This window comes from Chitinophaga sp. CF418, from assembly GCF_900142925.1.
Taxonomy (GTDB): Bacteria; Bacteroidota; Bacteroidia; order Chitinophagales; family Chitinophagaceae; genus Chitinophaga.
The window spans coordinates 96727-115953 of sequence record NZ_FRCN01000010.1; the positions used below are offsets into that span (position 1 = coordinate 96727).

Here is a 19227-nt window from a genome sequence, read left to right on the forward strand (position 1 = left end):
AAGTCGCAAAACAAAAAAAACTGCAACTGGTGAAGATCAAGATTGCCAATCTCAGTAAGTTAAAGGAAGACGCATTGAAAGGAGACCGTATTTGTCTAACATCCCTTGCTGAGACCTCCTGCCCTACCTGCTCTCGCGGAGAGACTCTTTGTGATTGTTGACATGTATAAGATAAACAGTTTCAAAGACTCTAATAATGGTCTTTGACACTGTTTATCTTACAATCTTGACTGTCTTCCGGGGTCTTGATACGACACCGTAAGCGCAGCTTCATTATTTAGACTGCTATGTCCAAGCACCCTTTGTTATCGACAATTGGCATGCATCTTTCTACTCCTCCTGCTTCTGAACTTTTAATGTTTGCTCCGGCGATTGCACGAATAATTAATTTCTTCATATTTTTTTCAAATTGCTGTCTGAAGATGGATCGCTTTATCAGCGATCGATGACAGACATGTTCATTTCGTCGTGGCGCTCACCTGCTGCAGATGTAAGGTTATTTAGCCGTTCCAGTTGCACGGTACTCAGTTGGATACTGTCGGCTGCAGTGTTTTCCTCAACGCGCGCAACCCGCTTGGTACCAGGAATCGGAGCAATGTCGTCTCCCTGTGCCAGCAACCAGGCTAAAGCTATCTGCGCGGGAGTGGCATTCAGCTGTGAGGCCACAGCCTTAACCTCTTCAACAATACGAAGATTGTACTTGAAGTTGTCACCAGTGAAACGTGGGTTAGTCTTGCGCCAGTCATCATCGGAGAGTTGGTCGGGCGATGTAATCTCACCTGTAAGGAACCCATGGCCGAGTGGCGAATAAGGAACGAAGCCAATGCCCAGTTCCCGTAGCAACGGTAATAACTCCGCCTCCGGGTCGCGGCTCCATAGAGAATACTCTGTTTGAAGGGCTGCGACCGGATGTACGCCATGTGCCCGGCGGATCGTCCCGGTACCGGCTTCTGACAGACCGATGTAGCGGATCTTGCCTTCAGCAACCAGATCGGCCAGCACGCCAATGGTTTCCTCAATTGGCGTATTAGGGTCTACCCTGTGTTGATAGTACAGGTCTATATAGTCGGTGCCCAGCCGCTTCAGGGAACCTTCAACTGCCATACGGACGTTTGCTGCGCTGCTGTCTATTACTCCAGGGCCTCCACCAGCGTGAGAAACGAGACCGAATTTCGTAGCGACCACTACCTGGTCACGACGCCCCTTGATGGCTTTTCCCACCAATTCTTCATTTGAAAAGGGGCCGTAAATCTCGGCTGTATCGATGTGGGTCACACCCAACTCGAGCGCCCGGTGGATAGTACGGATGGATTCTGCCTCACTGCCTGCTCCGATATTGTAATAACCGGACATCGACATAGCGCCAAGCCCTATTCGGGAAACCTCGAGTCCCCCGAGTGAGACACGTTTCATAATATTGTTACTCATGGTTGTGATATTTAGTGTATTTTAAAAAATTGAATATTTATTGAACCTGTGTGTATGTAAGAAAGTCGTTTACATCGATCTCTTGCTTTTTGAGTTTGTTTAATCCTTCCAATAGGATTTAACGGAATATACCATGCCCGGCCGGATCCCCCCTCACCATGCGAGATAAGCTCCTTCAGGTAGAATAACATACAGAGATGACAGGCATTGTCCCATCTTCAATTTGATACGGAACAAGCCTTTCAGGAGTATTCAAGCTGTAAGTTGCAGCGGCAATCCTGCAAATTGGTTATGATCTGTTATCCCCGATCAGGATACAAAGGTCACCAGATGCTTAGTGAAGAAATAAAGGAAAACAAAGGAAAAAGTATAAATATCAAAGGTGGGCGGATCTGACTGATTTCGGGATATGCCCTGTTTTCTTTTTGAAGAAGTTGTTAAAGTAGGTGGGATATTCAAATCCAAGCGCATACGCGATCTCAGCAATATTCCAATCCGTGTGCTGCAACAGGGCTTTGGCTTCGGTGATAATTCTTTCGCCGATATGCGTAGTGGTCGACTTCCCGGTTATTTCCTTTACGGAACTATTTAGATAATTAACGTGTACCGACAGTTCCTTGGCAAAATCCTGCGCTGATTTTAATTCCAGCGGGTTCTGGGTACTTTCTATCGGGAACTGCCTCTCCAGCAGCTCAAGAAATACGGCTGTAATACGCGCAGATGCATTCTTTTGTTTTGGATAGCTTTCAGAAGGCTGCATTTTTAGTGCCTCATGAATGATCAAATTGAGATAGTTGCGAATAATCTCATCCTTGTATGGGTAATCAGTGTCCTGCTCCGCAATCATCTTTCGAAAAATGGCAGCGAGATCTTTCTTTTTTGTCTTGTTAATTGTCAAAATAGGCGTGCCGCCAATTTTAAACAAAGGCGACTGCAAAAGGCCCTCTGAGCGTTCGCTTAACTTTAGAAAATCTTCTGTAAAGAGAGCCGCATATCCCACGTTTATCGGGGAAATAACCTCGCAGGAATAAGGTATATGGGGGTTACCAAAAAACAGGATCGTCTCATCCGTTTCAAAACTTCGATCAGCATAATGAAAGATATATTTACCGGTATTCAAGCTGATCTTATAAAAGTCTTTACGGCTATAACCGTGAACTTTCCCCGTCTTGCTGTCTATCTCATATGCTTTAAATCCTTTCAGCTTTATTTCATTATTGAAATCAGAAGTGGGGGTGATTCTTTGCTTATTCATGTTTACAAAGTTAAGAAAATCAAAGGACCAAACTTATTTGTATGTTCTTCATCTATACACGTTTATGGTTAAAAAAACTTCCTTGAAGTATATACACGCTTTTACAGGCGGCAAAGCAGTACCGCATTAAAATGACATGACATACCTGTAGTGATATTGACAGGAATATCAATCGGGTGTCAGGATAATTAATGTAAGAGGATAATACTTAATGAAAACAGTGAGATTTTCTCTTGTGAAATATAGGTTTTCGCATGGTCTAAACAGTTAAATGGTTATTCAATTGAGGGTGTAAATATAGGTTGCTCAAACATCATTAAAAGCTCAGTACAGATAACTAAAAATAACAAATAAATATTATACGAAGGCGAAAATATATTGACTTGATAAGATAAATACAACCACAAAAAAGTGCTACACCCATACCTTATTTGGCGGCATTCTTCATGGCTTGCTCCTGCTCATAAGTCGGACCATACAAGCTTGGCACAATATTTCCCGTCGAGCGTAGATAAACCATCATTTCACCGCGATGGTGATAGATATGATTAAAGAGAAAACCACGTAAAACCATCCCACGCGGAAGTGGCCCCAGAACAGTACGCTCACCTATTTTCATTGTCCATTGTATCTGCAGCTTTTCTTCTGTAACTGTTTTTAGCGCTGCTCTCGCCTTTTCAACATTTGCTTCAAACAAAGCAAGCGTTGCCTGGATATCGGCAGGATCGCCACGCTCCAGACGATCAGTTGCCATATCGTAAACATCCTGGGTAAGCGTGCCCACATACCAGTAATAAATAGTTGCAATGTGCTGGGCCAGTTGACCCATTGTCCAGGAAATAGGCGAAGGTTTAAAGTCAATGTCCCTTGCAGGCACTGCCTGCAGTAATTTCCTGGTGCTGGTCACCTCATGCTCGAACTCCTGTAACAGGACTTGTACGATCATAATGTAAAATTTTTATGAAGGTACGATGTACCCGCATATAATCAATCATCACTGATGCATTTCATTAGTTCCGCCAGCCTCTGTACTAACAAATGGATGAATCAACTATGACGGGGCTTCAAATTTTTACCATCCCCATTGTAAGCGTGCGCTGACACTACTTCATGGCACTGATTTCATATAGTGCCTTTTTTTTTCAAGTTAACAACTAATTAACAGATTGTTTGTTGTTTTTTGTTAGTATGTGGTGAAATATGATCTAATCTAACCCCGCAGATCCCTACTAAATATTAAATGATAATACATGCGAATATTTAACTCCAAAGTGGATAATTTTCTAGCCAGTCTGTTTATTAGTATCTGTATACCATTGTTTCCGCTGGCAGTTTCATATATCTTTCATAAATCACAACCAGTAGATTGGGTGTTAACTGCTGCTTTATATCCTGCTTCATTATTTATTCAATCCAAGTCGAGGTTTCTTTTTACAACAGGCATTGCGGCATTAACATTTTTTGCCATTTCTCTTTCAATGAGGGAAAACCTGCCGTTAGTTTTACCATATGCACAATATGCTATTTTGGGCGTTTCGTTAATACATGTGGTAGAACGTATTCAGCTTCATATTATACAGGGTGATCCCTTTTTTAATTTTAGCTAAATTTTTTTCGATGAAAAACATTGAATTATTTGCGCTCCTGGCTACGGTGTCTATAGGTTGTGGTTTGTTATCTTCATTAGTACGTCTAAAAAAAGGTATTCATAGAAAGAAGAGAGAAAATTTACCAGCTATATGGGTAATTGAGCGCAGTACAGGCATCCGGTACATTTTAAATAATTTGCTTAGCAGGTTTGCACAAATTTATACATTTGACAGATATGAGAAGGCGATATCGTACATCAGAAAAGGGATAGTCCCTGATATTATCATAGTTACCGGTGATAGTACAGCATCGGTGTTCAGCGATTTGCAGAATGTGAAGGATAATTCCATTATTCTTTTATTGCCAGACAGATTAGAGCGACCATTGCCTGATGAATATTCAAGAAAATTGGCAAGGTGTTTCTTAATACCATTTGACCCAATTGAACTACGCAATGTAGTGAGTTATCTTTTAATGCAATCAGCAAATGAATACCGGGTAGACAGGAATAAATACAAGTTGGTGATCCAATCCCCGCTACCTGGCGAAAGTTTCTTCTGGAGGAGAACATTTGATATCCTCTTTAGTACGCTTTTAATATTCTTAGTCGCCCCGGTTTTTGTACTTATTGCAATTATTATAAAACTGGAATCAAAAGGCCCTGTGTTTTATGTTGCTAATAGAGCAGGACAAGGATATAATATTTTCAAATTTTTTAAATTTCGGACAATGGTGCAGCAGGCCGATAAAATGATGGAGCAATTAAAATACATGAATCAATATAGCAATGAAGGTTCTGGTCCTGTATTTTTCAAAATTTCAAATGATCCGAGAGTTACAAAATTTGGTGCATTTTTAAGAAATACTGGTTTGGATGAGCTACCTCAACTTTTTAATATATTAAAAGGTGACATGTCTTTTATTGGTAACAGACCCTTACCGCTTTATGAAGCAAGCTCGCTTACATCTGAATGGGGAGCGGATCGCTTTATGGCACCGGCAGGTATGACAGGTATTTGGGGAGTGCTGAAAAAAGGCGAAAAAGAGGAATTAAGCACGAAACAACGTATAACTATTGAAACAAATTATGCCAGGAAGAGGAGCTGGTCATATAATTGGTCAATTATCAGAGGAGCAATTTTCGCATCTGTAAGAAGAAAATTAGTTGAACGTGTATCGATGGGCTTCTTCCCCACTGATGCAGAGCATTGAGTCCTGCATACAGCTATACTATACAACAATGACAACTTCCTCCGTGACAAACCTTGTGCGGTATTATTTTGAAAATTCCTCTTAGCTACTTTTCAGGATCACAGTTGCTTGGGTTCGAGATATAGTTTTATGAACCGGCAGCCATTGTCTCCACCATTGCTTCCCTGTTTTTAGGGTAACTATCGAAATCTCCAGTTTGCTCCTGGCGCTTCAAAAGAGCGGGGTCCCGGAACAGCCTCGTCCTTATTCCGTTTGGCACCGAAAGACAGTCGTGTTCTGGTAAAATAGTAATATTCTTCATTGCCCGATAGAACGAGCTGCCTTCTCATAAAGATGAGCATGCAAAGCACTTGAGCTGATGATCATATACGTCACATTTAAAAGAGATGTAAAGCTCGTACCCACCAAACAAAAAGAATGTTATTAGTGTTATTTTGCTAAGCAACAATATAGGTTAATGAAGGGGCCACTATAGATATTACAGCCCACGTTTTCAATAAGCTCATAATCCACGATGCAAAACAACATACGGGAATGCAGGAATGTCACGCGGTAAATGCAATCGGATTGTATACCATTTTAATTTACTTCTTATGAGTACCCCATTAATAAAACCAAACTGTTTGGGCAATCCTGTCCATTAAAGGATACACATCTGTTCCCAGATACAACAGACGAACCTGGTTTTATAATAAATATCTAACGACAACTATTTTCAGACTTAGGTCTGAAGCTAAATTGCATAAAATAAAACAATTCTATTCGTGCGGTCTTCATACTGGCTCCAGGGGAGCTTACACATTTACCGAACCACTGAGATTAAAATAATATATTATGCTACAGAATTTATCGAATATCGGCAATATTAATTCAAAAGAATATTGGGATGATAGATTTAGTTCAAATACCAGGAAGTCCTGGAGAGCAAATGCCGGAGAAAATCAAACTAAACTTTTTGCTTATGAAATAGTAAAAAGATTAAAAATGAATGCTGATTTCGATGGAACTATTCTTGACTTTGGTTGTGCACTAGGGGATGCAATACCCATTTATAAAGAATACTATCCTAAAGCCAAATTTATCGGAACTGATTTTTCAACTGCAGCAATAGAGATTTGTATCCAAAAGTTCGGGGATATCGCAACTTTTCTGGCTAAAGATGCTGCCAGTATTCCCGCAGTAGATGTGATTATTATGTCAAATGTATTGGAACATTTGCCTAACCATAAAGAGGTTGTAGAAAAACTGCTAAGTAAATGTAAAGACTTATATATTGCTGTTCCTTATGACGAGCAGGAACCTTTACATGAAGAGCATGTCAATTCATATAAACGCCACACTTTTGATTACCTGAACGCTGATAACGAAGTTTATCTATGCAGGGGATATAAATTTAGCCAGATAGTGAAATCGTATATCTATATTGAATTGAAAAACATATTACGCCCTCTTTTCAAAATTCCTCTATATAAAGGAGGTCTTAATAAGCAAATCTTATTTCACATAAAGAATCAAAAATAGTTCATATTAAGAACTGGGCCACTTGTTTTTAGCACACTTCCTGGAGCCATTAAAGTGGCTGCATTAATGGTCCATGGTGTTTGCACCCATTCTTCAGTAACTGCTGCTCCCTCTGTACTAACTAATGGACGAGTCAGTCACGAAGAAGTCTCAATCAGAACGTAAAGACTTTATTGGGTTCATCAGCGCAGCTTTCACCGACTGAAAACTAACAGTAAGCAGCGCCACTACTGTAGCGAGCAGGCCGGGTAAAACGAACATCCACCAATGGAGCTCTATCCTGTAAGCGAAATCCTGCAGCCATCGGGGATGAACAGGAGGCAATCATCTACGGCCCAATAAGCCCAGACCCGGCATAATATCCTGCCTGAATTCAAGTTGCGTAGGATCTATACTCCAATGCCCGGCTATCTGCATTACCAAATCTTCGTCTGGCCATATAAGATCTTTATCATCAAAGTATTTTGGATCTTTTGCCTCATCAGAAAGAGTATTTGCAAGTTTTAATGTCTGCTCAAATTCCGTTGGCTTACCTTCGACCCTGGTATTTCCTCCAGCTTCACCTAAAAAATTATAAATTCTCACTATATCTCCATTTGCGGCTTTCATCCAACAATGATATTCTGAGACACGATGCGTGCAGAAAAATTGCGCTTCACCAAACTCCTTGCTTAAGGTCTGCAAAGCATCTTTTACTTTTTCAATACCATTTTCACCGTCATCATACGGAAGTCCCCAGCCAACAGCTAATGTCCAGTTATCAATTGTTGGTGTAATAAACACGGCGTCATTATATGCTCTGTCTATTCCTATTTTCCAGTTACAATCAAAGATGTCTTTAAGGGCAAAAACTTCAGCCAGTCTGTTCTTATTATCAGTCCTGACAGCGAACCAAACACATTTATATCCAAAACTAACCGCTGAATCAGGTTCAATATCAGTAATCTTTGGCCAATCAGCCGGAACATGATTGGTTTGTCCGATTACTATCCTTTTTCTATATACTACTACTATTATGAGCACAATTGCCATAAGGCCAATTATTATTCCCGTTGTCATTTTAACATTTTTATTTTGTTTAGGATCTGTCTTAACTAAGCCACCTGCACTTTCATTTACAGCTCTCGATTACATTTTTTTTACTGGTAATGGCACTCCGCACTAACTTTTTTGGGCTATCGATTTGCCAACAATAATTGCTTACTGGTTTGTGAAAATGACACGAACGATATGAGAATGAGGGTTGAACTAAAAAAAAACATCCCCCCACCCGCCATTAAAGAAAACTCCTACACAATTGTGGTTTTATATACGTAGCTTACAGGCATATGACATATAATAATGATGAAACGATCGTTGCATTTGAGAAATGTATTAGCTTTCTAAACAGTATTGGTATCAAAACAATATTCCGGAAAATCGAAGCTGACAGCTTTTTGCCAGGCTTACTGATTGAAAATGGAGTGATCATTATTGACAGAGACGCTCTCGAGCATGCCGGTGATATACTACATGAGGCGGGCCATATTGCAGTAGTACAACCCGCACACCGTAACCGTCTGACCGCCAAAAACATCATCAAAAGAAGCAACAGGGAAGGTGAAGAAATGATGGCCATTGCCTGGTCCTACGCAGCTTGTGTGCATTTGGAGATAGATCCGTTTTTTGTTTTTCATGATCAGGGCTATAGAGGCGGCAGTAAGGATATAACAGATAGCTGCAGTAAAAACGATTACCTGGGACTGTTCATGTTACAGGCACTTGGTATGACAACAGACGGCAAACAGGTACTGTCTGAGGCAATCCCGTCCTACCCTCATATGATAAAATGGTTGCGTGAATAAAAGCCCCGGGTACGCCACATGAGCGACCAGCCACTGCCGGGTTTCATTTTTTACTTTTCACCTTTAAGCAATCCGTTAGCCGCCATCCAGTTCATGCACCTGTCAAACCATTCATCTTTGGTTGATTGGTTATGCAGGTCAAACCCATGCCCGCCATTCTGGTAAATATGCATTTCTGCTTTTACACCGGCCTTTACCAATGCCTCATAGAACAACAGGCTGTTCTGCACAGGCACCGTCCTATCATCCTGCGCATGCACAATAAAAGTCACAGGTGTATTAGCAGTTACCTGCATTTCATTGCTGTACAACTGTATATGCGCACTATCAGCATTCTCACCCAGCAACCGCTGCCTGGAGCCGGCATGTGCATACTCACCGAAGCTGATCACCGGATATAATAACATCATGAAGTCTGGCCGGAGGTTGATATGTTTGGGATTATCAATAACGGCCTGCTCAAAGTGAGTACCTGCAGTAGAAGCCAGATGCCCGCCGGCAGAAAAACCGATAATACCAATCTTGTCCGCCTGTAATCCCCACTCGGCCGCATGTTCCCGTACAATTTGCATTGCCCGCTGTGCGTCCTGCAGGGGGCCGGTAGATTTATCTTTCATGATACGGTCATCCGGTAAGCGGTATTTCAATACAAAAGCCGTAATACCAGCTTCGTTAAACTTCTCCGCAATCCTATAGCCCTCACGGCCTACTACCACGTTACTATATCCTCCCCCCGGAATAACAATCACTGCCACTCCGGTGGCTTTCTCCTTTGGCGCAAAGAAGGGCGTAAGCGTTGGTTTGGTAACCATTTTAGCAGCTTGCCTGTCAGACTGCTCCACATAGTCAGTTGGTGCAGGTTTGGAACCGGGAATGTTCCCCGTATAAAGCGGAATAGGCGCTGTCTCCTGCGCATGTGCGGCGTATAATAAGCCTGTTAGCAAAAAGGTAATGATGACCGGTTGCTTCATAGTCTGTTTTTTACTGTTCGTTTTAGTATCTGTTTATCTATTCGCTGTAAGATGATCACTTCATAAGGCTGCTGCTCGCCTGCTTACAAATTTGTTAAAATACTATTAAAAAAGCACTATTCCTATGCCGCCACTTCTATACCGCGTCTTCTCCGCTTCTTCGTTGCTTGTTCTACCCTAGTTCTCTGCTCATCCCTCAAAAACAGCTAAACCCTTACCAGCAAAGGATCTCGCCATAAAACATATCACGTCACTCCCTCTAAAAATGATACTATTTTAACACACATATACCCCCAATACACAATCCCTGGGTTGTTACCCCCGGCATACAAACACATGCTTCGCTTCAGCCCCCCCCTAACACACTGGTATACAAACATATAGCCCAGGGACAATTCCCTGGGCTATAAATACATACCCCCGGTCAGACGATCCGATCAAGTCCACCCCAAAGGCATGCTAAAGGCATAGTAAAGGCATGTATACTAAACAGGACTCCCTGCATCAGAGATACCCGCTCTCATCAGTACTTTATAACCTTATTGCTATACGTCTTCTTCCCCGCGGTCGTATTAATAATATAAACCCCTGCAGGAAGATGTGAAAGATTAAGCGCAGTCCCGTTCTGTACTCTCTTAGCTGGAAGCACCAACCCTCCGTTGCTGTTAAAGACTTTTACAATAACATACGGCTCTTTTATGCCATCAGCCTTTACAGTAACATCAGACGTAAATGGATTAGGGGCTACCATCAGACTGCTGCTACTTGCCAGCGCAGAAAGGGTACATCCCGCCACAAATGTCCATGCACCGGAAGACACCCTGAATTTTACATATTGCGCATCCTCTCCATAGAATGTCACGCCCGGCACAGTTGTTACGGTTGAACCGTTTCTCCAGATAACGGTACCATTGACCTTGATCTCCTGCAGTCCACAGGTGATGGCGCTCTTTGGAATGCCTACGATACCTGTTGTGCCGGATGGAGCTGTAATGGTCTGTGTAAGGCCGGAACTACTGCGGGCAAGACTCACGCTGATATTGCCTTTAATGGTCGGGATCACGCCTGATATGTTAGTAAGACCTCCCGGCTGCGGCAGGAAGGAATACTCTTCATATGCAGGCGTTGAAGGACGTACCCCAAGTACGAAAGCACTCATGACATACAGTGGTCCTGCCGACCAGGCATGATTATTACTATTGGTAGCCGGAAACTCTTCCCATAAGGTGGGAGACCAGCTATTGATCATGCTTGCATAGCGGTCTTTCATTCTTTTAATGCCCGCAGTTGGGTCAAGTTGCACCATAGCCTGTTCTATGTACATTTCCTGGTAGGGACTAGCATTATACTTTGTTTTAAGTACATTCAGTATCCCCGCTTTCTGCGCGTCATTAGCCACACCAGCAAGGAGGGCCCAGGCATTGCTTCTGTCATCTATTATCTGCGATTGTGCACCGTCGGCCGTACGATGATAAACATAGGCATTAGCATTGCTGTTCCAGAAGTAATTATTAAAGTTACCTCTGACCTTGTTCAGCAATTGCTCGTAATAAAGCTTATCTGTCACGTATCCCAGTGAATTTGCGATATTGGCAGCCGATTCAAGGAACACTATATAAATACCATTATAAACGGTATTGGCGGCTCCTGCAGGAGTTGCATCCTTATTGTCGCCCCAGTCAATCCAGTTCCATGGGCCATTCTGCCATACAAGCATGCCATCACTATTCGAAGAGTTTACACAGTAGGCAGCGAATTTCTTTATGGCAGGATACAGCTCCTGTAATAAAGCCTTGTCTCCTGTATAGGTATAATATTTCCATAGCAACGCAACTGCTGCCAGGTTCTGGTCAGGCAAATGGAATTCGGTGCCGGGAGCCGTAGTATATAATGATCCGTCGCTTTTCTGTGAGCGCAACAATTCCCTGTAACCTTTGCGGGCAAGAAGATTGGAAGTGGTATCATAGATATAAAAGGAATAGAGGATCTGCTGGGATACGTCGCCCCACCATTGTCCTCTTTCGCGGTTGGGACAGTCGTAAAAAATGTCTCTCATACACACCTCGGAGGTTGCTCTTGATTTCCCCCACAGCGTATTCAAGTCCTGGTCATTTGACGAGAAAGTACCAGGTTTTGTAGTATTATAGCTCGTTTCACGATACCTTAATATCATTACCTGTACAGGGCCCGTAACGTTCGAGAATTGATAACTCACCGTATCACCACTGGAGTTCTGCCAGGCAAAGCATTCGAACTCCTGCTCTCCTGCTTTGGTAGTGTATTCCTGCCAGTAATACCGGTTCACTTCTATTCTTATCTTAACACCAGCTGGTGCATTCACTTTCAGATATGGCCTCAGTTGTTTATTGGCACCGACTTTTGCTGTAACGATGCTATTGGAGCTGATAACAGCGGGGAATGTGGCTGCATTGGTATAAGCCCCAAGGTCATATTCTTTCCACATCGGTATGGTTCTGGGCACCAGCTGATTCCATGGCGCTACACCAGCTACCCCTTTTTGAACAGCAGATGCCCAGCCACTATCATCATAGCTGGCAGACGTCCAGGCGCCAGGTTCCGCCTGCGCATTGTAATAAATAGGCCATGCAAGCCATTTGTAGCCGTTATTGTCTATAATAAGCTGAGTAGACGGACCAAAAGATGGATGCACTTTCGCCTTCCAGGAAGCATCTGAAACAATAGATGACGGACTGCTACCTGACAGGGATGATTCAAAAAGGAATCCGCCATTATTCGTTACACGCTGTGAATATGAATTACTCCCTCCTTTATGCCAGACAAGTACTGCGATCGTGTTTTCCCCTGCCGTGAGATAAGGGGCAAGATCTACTTCGTCGTAATAAGTATTTAACAGATCAGGACGTATGTCAAGTCCGCCGTCTTTTACTACCAGCTGATTATTAACATACAGCCAGTATTTGTTTTCCGCAGCAATCTTAGTGAGAGCACGTGCTGGTTTAGCGGAAAGCGTTACCTTCTTTCTCAGCGCGAGCCATGTATTAGCTGGTCCCGCAGCAGATGTCCATATCCAGTTAGCCTGCCATGATGAAGGATTGATCTTTGCAATGATCAGGGAGGTAACCTTGTCATTCCAGTCAGGACCGATCCAGGGTTCGGATACGGTTCTTGTAAGACTGGTGCCTGAAAAATTGTCATCCCCGTATACCGTTACCTGATAGCCAGCTGGTACGGTGAATGAAGAAACAGCATCATCGGGCAAACCATAGGCTATCATTTGCGCCCGTGTATAATTCCCTGGGGAAAGTGCGATCGCCTTTCCCAGGTAGGATGCATCTGTATAGAAAACTGCCTGCTCCGCCGGCGCTACTTTTGTAACAATGAGCGATGTGACCTTGTCATTCCATTCAGTGCCGATCCAGGCTTCTGATGCCGATTTCGTAATACTGGCGCCAGTGAAATTGTCATCCCAGAAAAAGGTGACCTGATAACCAGCTGGAAGCGTAAAAGAAGTGATGGCATCGTCAGGAAGCCCGTTGCCAATCATCTGCGCCCGGGTATAGGTACCGGCAGATAACGCAACAGCTGTTCCTGCATAGTTTATATCCGTGTAGAAAACGGCCTGCTCTCCCGGCGATACTCTTGAAACAATAAGGGATGTTACCTTGTCATTCCAATCAAGACCAATAAAGGACTCTGACGCTGTCCTGGTGATACTGGCGCCGGTGAAATTGTCATCCCAGTAAAATGTGACCTGATAACCCACTGGAATGGTAAAAGAGGAAATTGCGTCATCCGGAAGCCCGTTGCCAATCATCTGCGCCCGGGTATAAGTACCGGCAGATAATGCGACAGCTGTTCCGCCGTTGTTGATATCCGTATAGAAAACTGCCTGGTCTGAGGGATCGTTACCGGCAGCACGTACGGATGTGTGACAGATCAAAAAGAGGGACTGGGCCAGAAAGACAAGCATATGCCTTCTGAGCCACTTCATAGGTAGCTTTAATGGTCTCATTGTGTGTGGATTAAATAGGTTTTGGCTTAATAAATTCTACAGCTGTAATGGAATGGGTAAGTTAACTCGTCGTTATATAAATATAAGGCAATCCTGCGTGTTTTGTGACACTGCTAATAAATATAATATGAAATGATTCCAGGGCTGTCAGCGTATAGCCCTCACCATCTCTCTCTTATGGGAAGGCCCCGGCACCTTCTCAACAATAAAGCCCACCGCTTTCATCGCACGCCTGACACTTCCTTTGCTACAATACGTCACCAATATCCCTCCCGGAACGAGACAATTGTACAGCTTTCCAAAAACATCTTCCGTCCAGAGTTCCGGCTGGACAGCCGGATCAAAGGCGTCATAGTAGATGATATCAAAAGACCTGCTGAAAGAGACATCCTGCAATGCAACATGCGTTTTATGCAGGCAGAAATAAGGATTGACCTGTATATCTTCATCCCAGGGTACGCTGTGCAAGGTCATCAGACAAGATTGTAAGACCGGCTCATCGAGCTGCTCAGCGTAGTTCAGTCGGTCTGTCTCCGTACAGGTTAAGGGATATTGTTCAATGGCCTGATAATAGATGTTCTTCCGTTCCCGGATACACTCCCTGAGGGTTAGTAAAGCATTCAGTCCGGTTCCGAATCCCATCTCTAATATCGACAAAACATCACTCTTTTTTGACAGCTTATACTTTAACCCCTCTTCGATATACACATGAAGGCTTTCCTGGATAGCACCATGAATGCTATGATAGGTTACGTTCCATTCGGGAATGGATATCGTATGAGATCCGTCTCCAGTTACTTGTATCCTTCTTTCCATCGGTACAAAGGTCGGTATTCTCTATATTAACAGCAACGGGGACTATGCGACTTGTTCCCTGGCCATTAATACCAGAGTCGGGAAGAGGTGTTGTTCACGCAGGCATATTCTCGCTTTTTGTCTGCTGACTGCATCTTAATATTTATCCCAGAAGTACATCATCAATCTATTAAAGGAAAACAATGCCGCTGCCGATACTAATCCGATAGCTATAATGCCGGTCCTCTCACTAATTGGTTCACCCAGCACATTTGCAAACGTCCATAACAGTAACAGAAAATTGGCAATCAGCAGAATAATCAGTTGTGTCTTCTTGGGTATCTTCATTGCCGGTATAGGTTTAGGTTATTAAACAAGTATTTTTCACAGGGCGAATATAATAATATAACCTGCAAATGCCTTGTCAATATAGATCTTATTTCATTTATACCGATATAACTTCACCCGCTGAATACACCATTCTCCCATTGGAATACGTATATGTCTCCCCTGGTGCGTCTGATCGCCATTCAGCCTTCTTCCGGGCACCCACTTACCATCATGGCACACTCCTTCCTCAGCGGCTAAAATACCTACAAATGGAGCTGTTACATCTGTTGTAGCGGCCGTAATTACAATACCTGTCCCTGCTATAATAAATTCATCCTCACCTGTACGGATAATAATCCCACCTGCTTCCGGCCATTTCTCACGGGGTATACCCGACCATCCAAGCAAGCCATCATGCGAAACAGAAAGGATATAGTTGCCGGAAGTGATTTCCGTACGTGAAAACGCCGTATCAAGCAATACTCCCTCCATGCTGCCTGTTCCCTGATTTGCAAGGATCATGTGCGACAATTGCCTTAAGAGGTCATAACTTTTCGCCACTGTTTCTTCCTCCGGCTTTTGTGTAGATTCTATTGAAAACGGAGAAAAGCCAATAGCCTGATAATGCCCTACCGCATACAGGGCTTTTGCACCATCTGATGGCTCAAAGCGGATCTCAGGAATGAAAAGCGGATTATTCCTGCGTGTGTAGAGATCGTTGTAATACTTAAACCGGGGATTGTAAAAATCAGGGGAAAGGATATCTATTGCGGGAGCGCCTGCCTGCCAGATATCCAGCAGATGAGGCAATGGGCCTCCACTGGGATATAAGCCCGGATCTACGTTCCTGTGATTGAGCGCGGCATTGACAAACATAGGAAGTGCATACTCCGCCTTTCCCTCACGGGCAACTATATTGGCATACTGTGCATAATGCCATGCCTGGAAAAGTTCCTCGGTGGCAATACTCTTACCAAACACCTGCTCCCACGTACCGCTGGACCGGTACCCACTATACGACCAATGCACCTTTAATTCATGCACAATGGAATCTTTATGTTTCACCAGATAATCCATCAGGGCCGGAGGTACCTGACCACGATAAGCCGCATCAGCAGCCGGGGTATGTTCACGGGGCTCCGGCAGCATACCTATCTCATTCTCCACCTGTACCATGATAACAGTACTATACCTGGCATCAATTTCATGAATATGGCGCATCAATGTCCTGAACGCTTTCACATCAGCAGCCAGGTTATTACTGCTGAAAGCAGAAAGGATCTCCTGACCGCTTCCATCACTACGCAATGCACGCGGGAACCGCTGCACGTCCTTTTTCACCCAGCCCGGCGCATAACAGCTCATGCTGTTCTTCCAGGTACCAAACCACAGCAGCACAAGATGCATATCGTTGCTGCGGGCCTGGTAAATAATACTATCTATCACAGAGAAATCAAACTTATTCTCCACAGGCTCTATCAGCTCCCAGTAAACCGGCGTCAACACAGTATTCAGCTGCATCTTCTTCACTGTTCCCCAGATGTCTTTCATATAAGCAACGCTGGATGCACTTGAATTTCCCAGCTCACCTCCCAGCACCAGAAAAGGCGCGCCTTTGACCATCAGCTGAACAGCTGTACCCTGTTTCTTTAACTGCGGAAGTCCGGAAGACTGCTGCTGCGCACGGCATGGCAGGAAAGGTAACAGCAAGATCAGTAAAGCAAAAACACCAGCACGCAACATAGCATTGCCGGGACCAAACCAAGATGTTGTTTGTTCCATCTGTAGGATAATTTATGTTTTGATCGGTGGCAGCGACACATCAATATCCGGAGGAATCATTTTTCAAAACGGGAACACTTTCATCACACTGCCATGACTAAAATAAAGACTATTTCTAAAATTGCAACCGATTGTGTTATTTATTTTCTAAAAAAGTTTACTTTAGCTGTACAGTTCAATTCACAAACGATTGTGCTTTATGTCCACGATATGAGTGCCCGGAATTGCTCTCTCATTTTACATTTTATTCGATACTGACATTTATGGCGAACGAAAGAGAGGTCACTATATATGATATTGCCAGGGAGTTGAATATATCCGCAACTACGGTCAGCCGTGGCCTGCAGGATCATCCTACCATCAGCAAAAAGACGAAAAAAAAGATATTTGATCTCGCTGAAAGGCTGGGCTATCGCAGCAATCATTTTGCCCGCAGCCTGCGCAACCAGAAGACAAATACCTTCGGCATCATCGTGCCCCGGCTGAACAGCCACTTCATGTCATCGGTGATTGCCGGTATTGAAAACGCCGCCAACGAACAGGGGTTTTCCCTGCTCATCGCACAGTCTTCGGAATCTTCCGAAAAAGAGGCATCCAGCGTCAGGACGATGTTTGACAGCCGGGTAGACGGACTGCTTGTTTCGCTGGCAGTCGATACTACCGATCTCAGTCACTTCGAACATTTCTTCAAAAAGAACATCCCGGTCATCTTTTTTGACCGTGTGATGCAGCATGAAAACTCCGTCAATATCCTCATAGACAACCGCCAGGCGGCCTACAATGCCACCAGGCACCTGATAGAACAGGGTTGTCGCAGGATCATGCATATCACAGCCCCTACCCTGCAGAATGTGTATAAAGACAGGCTTAAAGGCTATAAAGAAGCCCTTGGAGAGCATAAGATCAAGTTCAGGGAGGATTATGTCGTCATTACGAATTTAAGCCAGGAAGCGGGCGCAGAAGTAGCAAACACAATATTGAAGATGAAAACGCTTCCGGACGGCATCTTTGTTTCCAACGACAGCTGCGCCGTAGGCTGTATGCTGGCCCTGAAGGAACAGGGCATCCGCATCCCGGAAGATATTGCCTTCGTCGGGTTTAACAACGACCCCGTGACAAAGGTCATAGAACCTCACCTTACCACCATCAACTATTCAGGTTATGAAATGGGACAGGTGGCAGCCAGACACCTGATCAATCATGTCAGGGACGTCTCTTTCGTAAGCAGCACCAATACCATCATTCTGCGTTCAGAACTGATGGTAAGGGCTTCTTCCCTCAAACAAGGCCGTAAGTAGCACTTTAACACACTTAAAATATGCGCCCTTTACAATTACCCGTTTTAACCATCCACGCCGCCCTGGCATGCATGATCTGCAGTTGCGGGCAGTCTGGTTCCACGAAGACAACAGATAGCACACAGGTAACCGCTACGGCCGACAGCAGTGCAAAGAAGTATCTTTCCCAACCGCTTGTCAGCCACATCTACACTGCCGATCCTTCCGCTCATGTGTTCAACGGCAGGTTCTATATCTACCCTTCACATGATACAGCAACCGGTATACCTGAAGATGACCTGGGAAGCCATTTTGATATGAAAGACTATCATATTCTTTCCATGGACTCCATCGGTGGTAAAGTGACCGACCATGGTGTTGCCCTCAGCATCAAAGACATTCCCTGGGCGCATCGCCAGCTGTGGGCGCCCGATGCTGCATTCGCCAACGGCACCTATTACCTTTACTTCCCGGTAAAGGACAGCCTGGATATATTCCACATCGGCGTGGCTACCAGCAGTAAACCGGAAGGCCCTTTCAAAGCAGAGAAAGCGCCTATCCCGGGCAGTTACAGCATTGACCCATCTGTCTTCACGGATGATGACGGTAAATCATATATGTATTTCGGGGGTATCTGGGGCGGCCAGTTACAGCGATGGAACAACAATCGTTATGACTCCACCAAAGGCAACAGAAAGCCGGAAGAACTGGCTATACTGCCAAGAATGGCTAAGCTGGAAACCAACATGAAATATTTCGACGGACCAGTAAAAGAAATACAAATACTGGATGAAAAAGGCCAGCCGTTTCATGAAAAAGATAATGAGAAGCGCTTCTTCGAAGCATCCTGGATGCATAAGTATAAAGGAAAGTATTATTTCTCCTACTCTACCGGCGACACTCATAATCTATGCTATGCCACGGGCGACAGCCCATATGGTCCCTTCACCTACAGAGGTGTGATACTGACGCCTGTTGAAGGATGGACCAGCCACCACTCTATCGTTGAAAAAGATGGGAAATGGTACCTGTTCTACCACGATGTACAGTTATCAGGTAAAACCTACCTGCGCAACGTCAAGATAACAGAGCTGCACTACAATGAAGATGGCAGCATTCAAACTATCCATCCTTCCATATAAAGTATAACGAAAGAATGTAAAAAGGGGAGCCTGCCGGCCTCCCCTTTTTTTTGCTACCATTTATCTACAACATAGTATGCTTGTAT

The 19227-nt window shown here is 44.0% G+C and carries 15 protein-coding genes; 6 read left to right on the top strand and 9 right to left on the bottom strand.

All coding sequences use genetic code 11. The features are described 5' to 3' along the window. Positions 1–435: 435 nt before the first annotated feature. The 3 genes from F3I09_RS21500 to F3I09_RS21510 all read right to left on the bottom strand — a co-directional run bounded on the left by F3I09_RS21500 (position 436) and on the right by F3I09_RS21510 (position 3629). Entirely contained in the window at positions 436–1428 is a 993-nt protein-coding gene (locus F3I09_RS21500) for an aldo/keto reductase (protein WP_223233331.1), read from the bottom strand. 376 nt (positions 1429–1804) lie between these two features. After that, positions 1805–2683, bottom strand: coding sequence for an AraC family transcriptional regulator (locus tag F3I09_RS21505; protein ID WP_149697111.1), 879 nt, complete (start codon positions 2681–2683; stop codon positions 1805–1807). Positions 2684–3110: 427 nt separating this feature from the next. Continuing rightward, positions 3111–3629 (bottom strand): DinB family protein, encoded by a 519-nt coding sequence (locus tag F3I09_RS21510; protein WP_149697112.1) that lies wholly within the window; start codon positions 3627–3629, stop codon positions 3111–3113. A 304-nt stretch (positions 3630–3933) separates the two neighbouring features. On the opposite strand from F3I09_RS21510, the gene F3I09_RS21515 reads away from it, so the two are divergent. The 3 genes from F3I09_RS21515 (at position 3934) to F3I09_RS21525 (ending at position 7006) form a co-directional block, all read left to right on the top strand. After that, positions 3934–4290, top strand: a complete 357-nt coding sequence (locus tag F3I09_RS21515) for a hypothetical protein (protein WP_149697113.1) — start codon at positions 3934–3936, stop codon at positions 4288–4290. Between the two features lie 10 nt (positions 4291–4300). Further along, complete coding sequence (locus F3I09_RS21520; protein WP_149697114.1) at positions 4301–5485, top strand: sugar transferase; 1185 nt, start codon at positions 4301–4303, stop codon at positions 5483–5485. A gap of 834 nt (positions 5486–6319) precedes the next feature. Beyond that, entirely contained in the window at positions 6320–7006 is a 687-nt protein-coding gene (locus F3I09_RS21525; protein ID WP_149697115.1) for a trans-aconitate 2-methyltransferase, read from the top strand. Between the two features lie 324 nt (positions 7007–7330). Here F3I09_RS21525 and F3I09_RS21530 read toward each other — a convergent pair whose 3' ends face one another. Beyond that, the gene (locus tag F3I09_RS21530) at positions 7331–8065 is read right to left on the bottom strand and encodes a hypothetical protein (RefSeq protein WP_149697116.1); all 735 of its coding nucleotides are present in this window, start codon (positions 8063–8065) and stop codon (positions 7331–7333) included. Positions 8066–8334: 269 nt separating this feature from the next. Between F3I09_RS21530 and F3I09_RS21535 the strand changes: the two genes are divergently transcribed. Continuing rightward, positions 8335–8850 (top strand): hypothetical protein, encoded by a 516-nt coding sequence (locus tag F3I09_RS21535; protein WP_149697117.1) that lies wholly within the window; start codon positions 8335–8337, stop codon positions 8848–8850. 50 nt (positions 8851–8900) lie between these two features. On the opposite strand, the gene F3I09_RS21540 is transcribed toward F3I09_RS21535, so the two are convergent. The 5 genes from F3I09_RS21540 to F3I09_RS21560 form a co-directional block, all read right to left on the bottom strand. Continuing rightward, positions 8901–9821, bottom strand: coding sequence for an alpha/beta hydrolase (locus F3I09_RS21540; RefSeq protein WP_149697118.1), 921 nt, complete (start codon positions 9819–9821; stop codon positions 8901–8903). Between the two features lie 523 nt (positions 9822–10344). Next, positions 10345–13815 (bottom strand): peptidase inhibitor family I36 protein, encoded by a 3471-nt coding sequence (locus F3I09_RS21545; protein WP_149697119.1) that lies wholly within the window; start codon positions 13813–13815, stop codon positions 10345–10347. A 147-nt stretch (positions 13816–13962) separates the two neighbouring features. Then, entirely contained in the window at positions 13963–14631 is a 669-nt protein-coding gene (mnmD, locus tag F3I09_RS21550; RefSeq protein WP_149697120.1) for a tRNA (5-methylaminomethyl-2-thiouridine)(34)-methyltransferase MnmD, read from the bottom strand. A 135-nt stretch (positions 14632–14766) separates the two neighbouring features. Beyond that, entirely contained in the window at positions 14767–14958 is a 192-nt protein-coding gene (locus F3I09_RS21555; protein ID WP_149697121.1) for a hypothetical protein, read from the bottom strand. Positions 14959–15051: 93 nt separating this feature from the next. Beyond that, positions 15052–16722 carry a DUF5597 domain-containing protein gene (locus F3I09_RS21560; RefSeq protein ID WP_223233332.1) on the bottom strand — a complete coding sequence of 557 codons (1671 nt, stop codon included), beginning with the start codon at positions 16720–16722 and terminating at the stop codon, positions 15052–15054. Between the two features lie 263 nt (positions 16723–16985). Between F3I09_RS21560 and F3I09_RS21565 the strand changes: the two genes are divergently transcribed. Both F3I09_RS21565 and F3I09_RS21570 read left to right on the top strand, forming a co-directional pair. After that, complete coding sequence (locus F3I09_RS21565) at positions 16986–18020, top strand: LacI family DNA-binding transcriptional regulator (protein WP_149697122.1); 1035 nt, start codon at positions 16986–16988, stop codon at positions 18018–18020. Positions 18021–18040: 20 nt separating this feature from the next. Beyond that, a complete protein-coding gene (locus tag F3I09_RS21570; RefSeq protein ID WP_149697123.1) occupies positions 18041–19141 on the top strand; it encodes a glycoside hydrolase family 43 protein in 1101 nt (366 codons plus the stop codon). Positions 19142–19227 lie beyond the last annotated feature (86 nt).

Bases quoted from the DNA above. Each gene is read 5' to 3' on its own strand.
- F3I09_RS21500 (WP_223233331.1), bottom strand. From the start codon at position 1,428: ATGAGTAACAATATTATGAAACGTGTCTCACTCGGGGGACTCGAGGTT.
- F3I09_RS21505 (WP_149697111.1), bottom strand. From the start codon at position 2,683: ATGAATAAGCAAAGAATCACCCCCACTTCTGATTTCAATAATGAAATA.
- F3I09_RS21510 (WP_149697112.1), bottom strand. From the start codon at position 3,629: ATGATCGTACAAGTCCTGTTACAGGAGTTCGAGCATGAGGTGACCAGC.
- F3I09_RS21515 (WP_149697113.1), top strand. From the start codon at position 3,934: ATGCGAATATTTAACTCCAAAGTGGATAATTTTCTAGCCAGTCTGTTT.
- F3I09_RS21520 (WP_149697114.1), top strand. From the start codon at position 4,301: ATGAAAAACATTGAATTATTTGCGCTCCTGGCTACGGTGTCTATAGGT.
- F3I09_RS21525 (WP_149697115.1), top strand. From the start codon at position 6,320: ATGCTACAGAATTTATCGAATATCGGCAATATTAATTCAAAAGAATAT.
- F3I09_RS21530 (WP_149697116.1), bottom strand. From the start codon at position 8,065: ATGACAACGGGAATAATAATTGGCCTTATGGCAATTGTGCTCATAATA.
- F3I09_RS21535 (WP_149697117.1), top strand. From the start codon at position 8,335: ATGACATATAATAATGATGAAACGATCGTTGCATTTGAGAAATGTATT.
- F3I09_RS21540 (WP_149697118.1), bottom strand. From the start codon at position 9,821: ATGAAGCAACCGGTCATCATTACCTTTTTGCTAACAGGCTTATTATAC.
- F3I09_RS21545 (WP_149697119.1), bottom strand. From the start codon at position 13,815: ATGAGACCATTAAAGCTACCTATGAAGTGGCTCAGAAGGCATATGCTT.
- mnmD (WP_149697120.1), bottom strand. From the start codon at position 14,631: ATGGAAAGAAGGATACAAGTAACTGGAGACGGATCTCATACGATATCC.
- F3I09_RS21555 (WP_149697121.1), bottom strand. From the start codon at position 14,958: ATGAAGATACCCAAGAAGACACAACTGATTATTCTGCTGATTGCCAAT.
- F3I09_RS21560 (WP_223233332.1), bottom strand. From the start codon at position 16,722: ATGGAACAAACAACATCTTGGTTTGGTCCCGGCAATGCTATGTTGCGT.
- F3I09_RS21565 (WP_149697122.1), top strand. From the start codon at position 16,986: ATGGCGAACGAAAGAGAGGTCACTATATATGATATTGCCAGGGAGTTG.
- F3I09_RS21570 (WP_149697123.1), top strand. From the start codon at position 18,041: ATGCGCCCTTTACAATTACCCGTTTTAACCATCCACGCCGCCCTGGCA.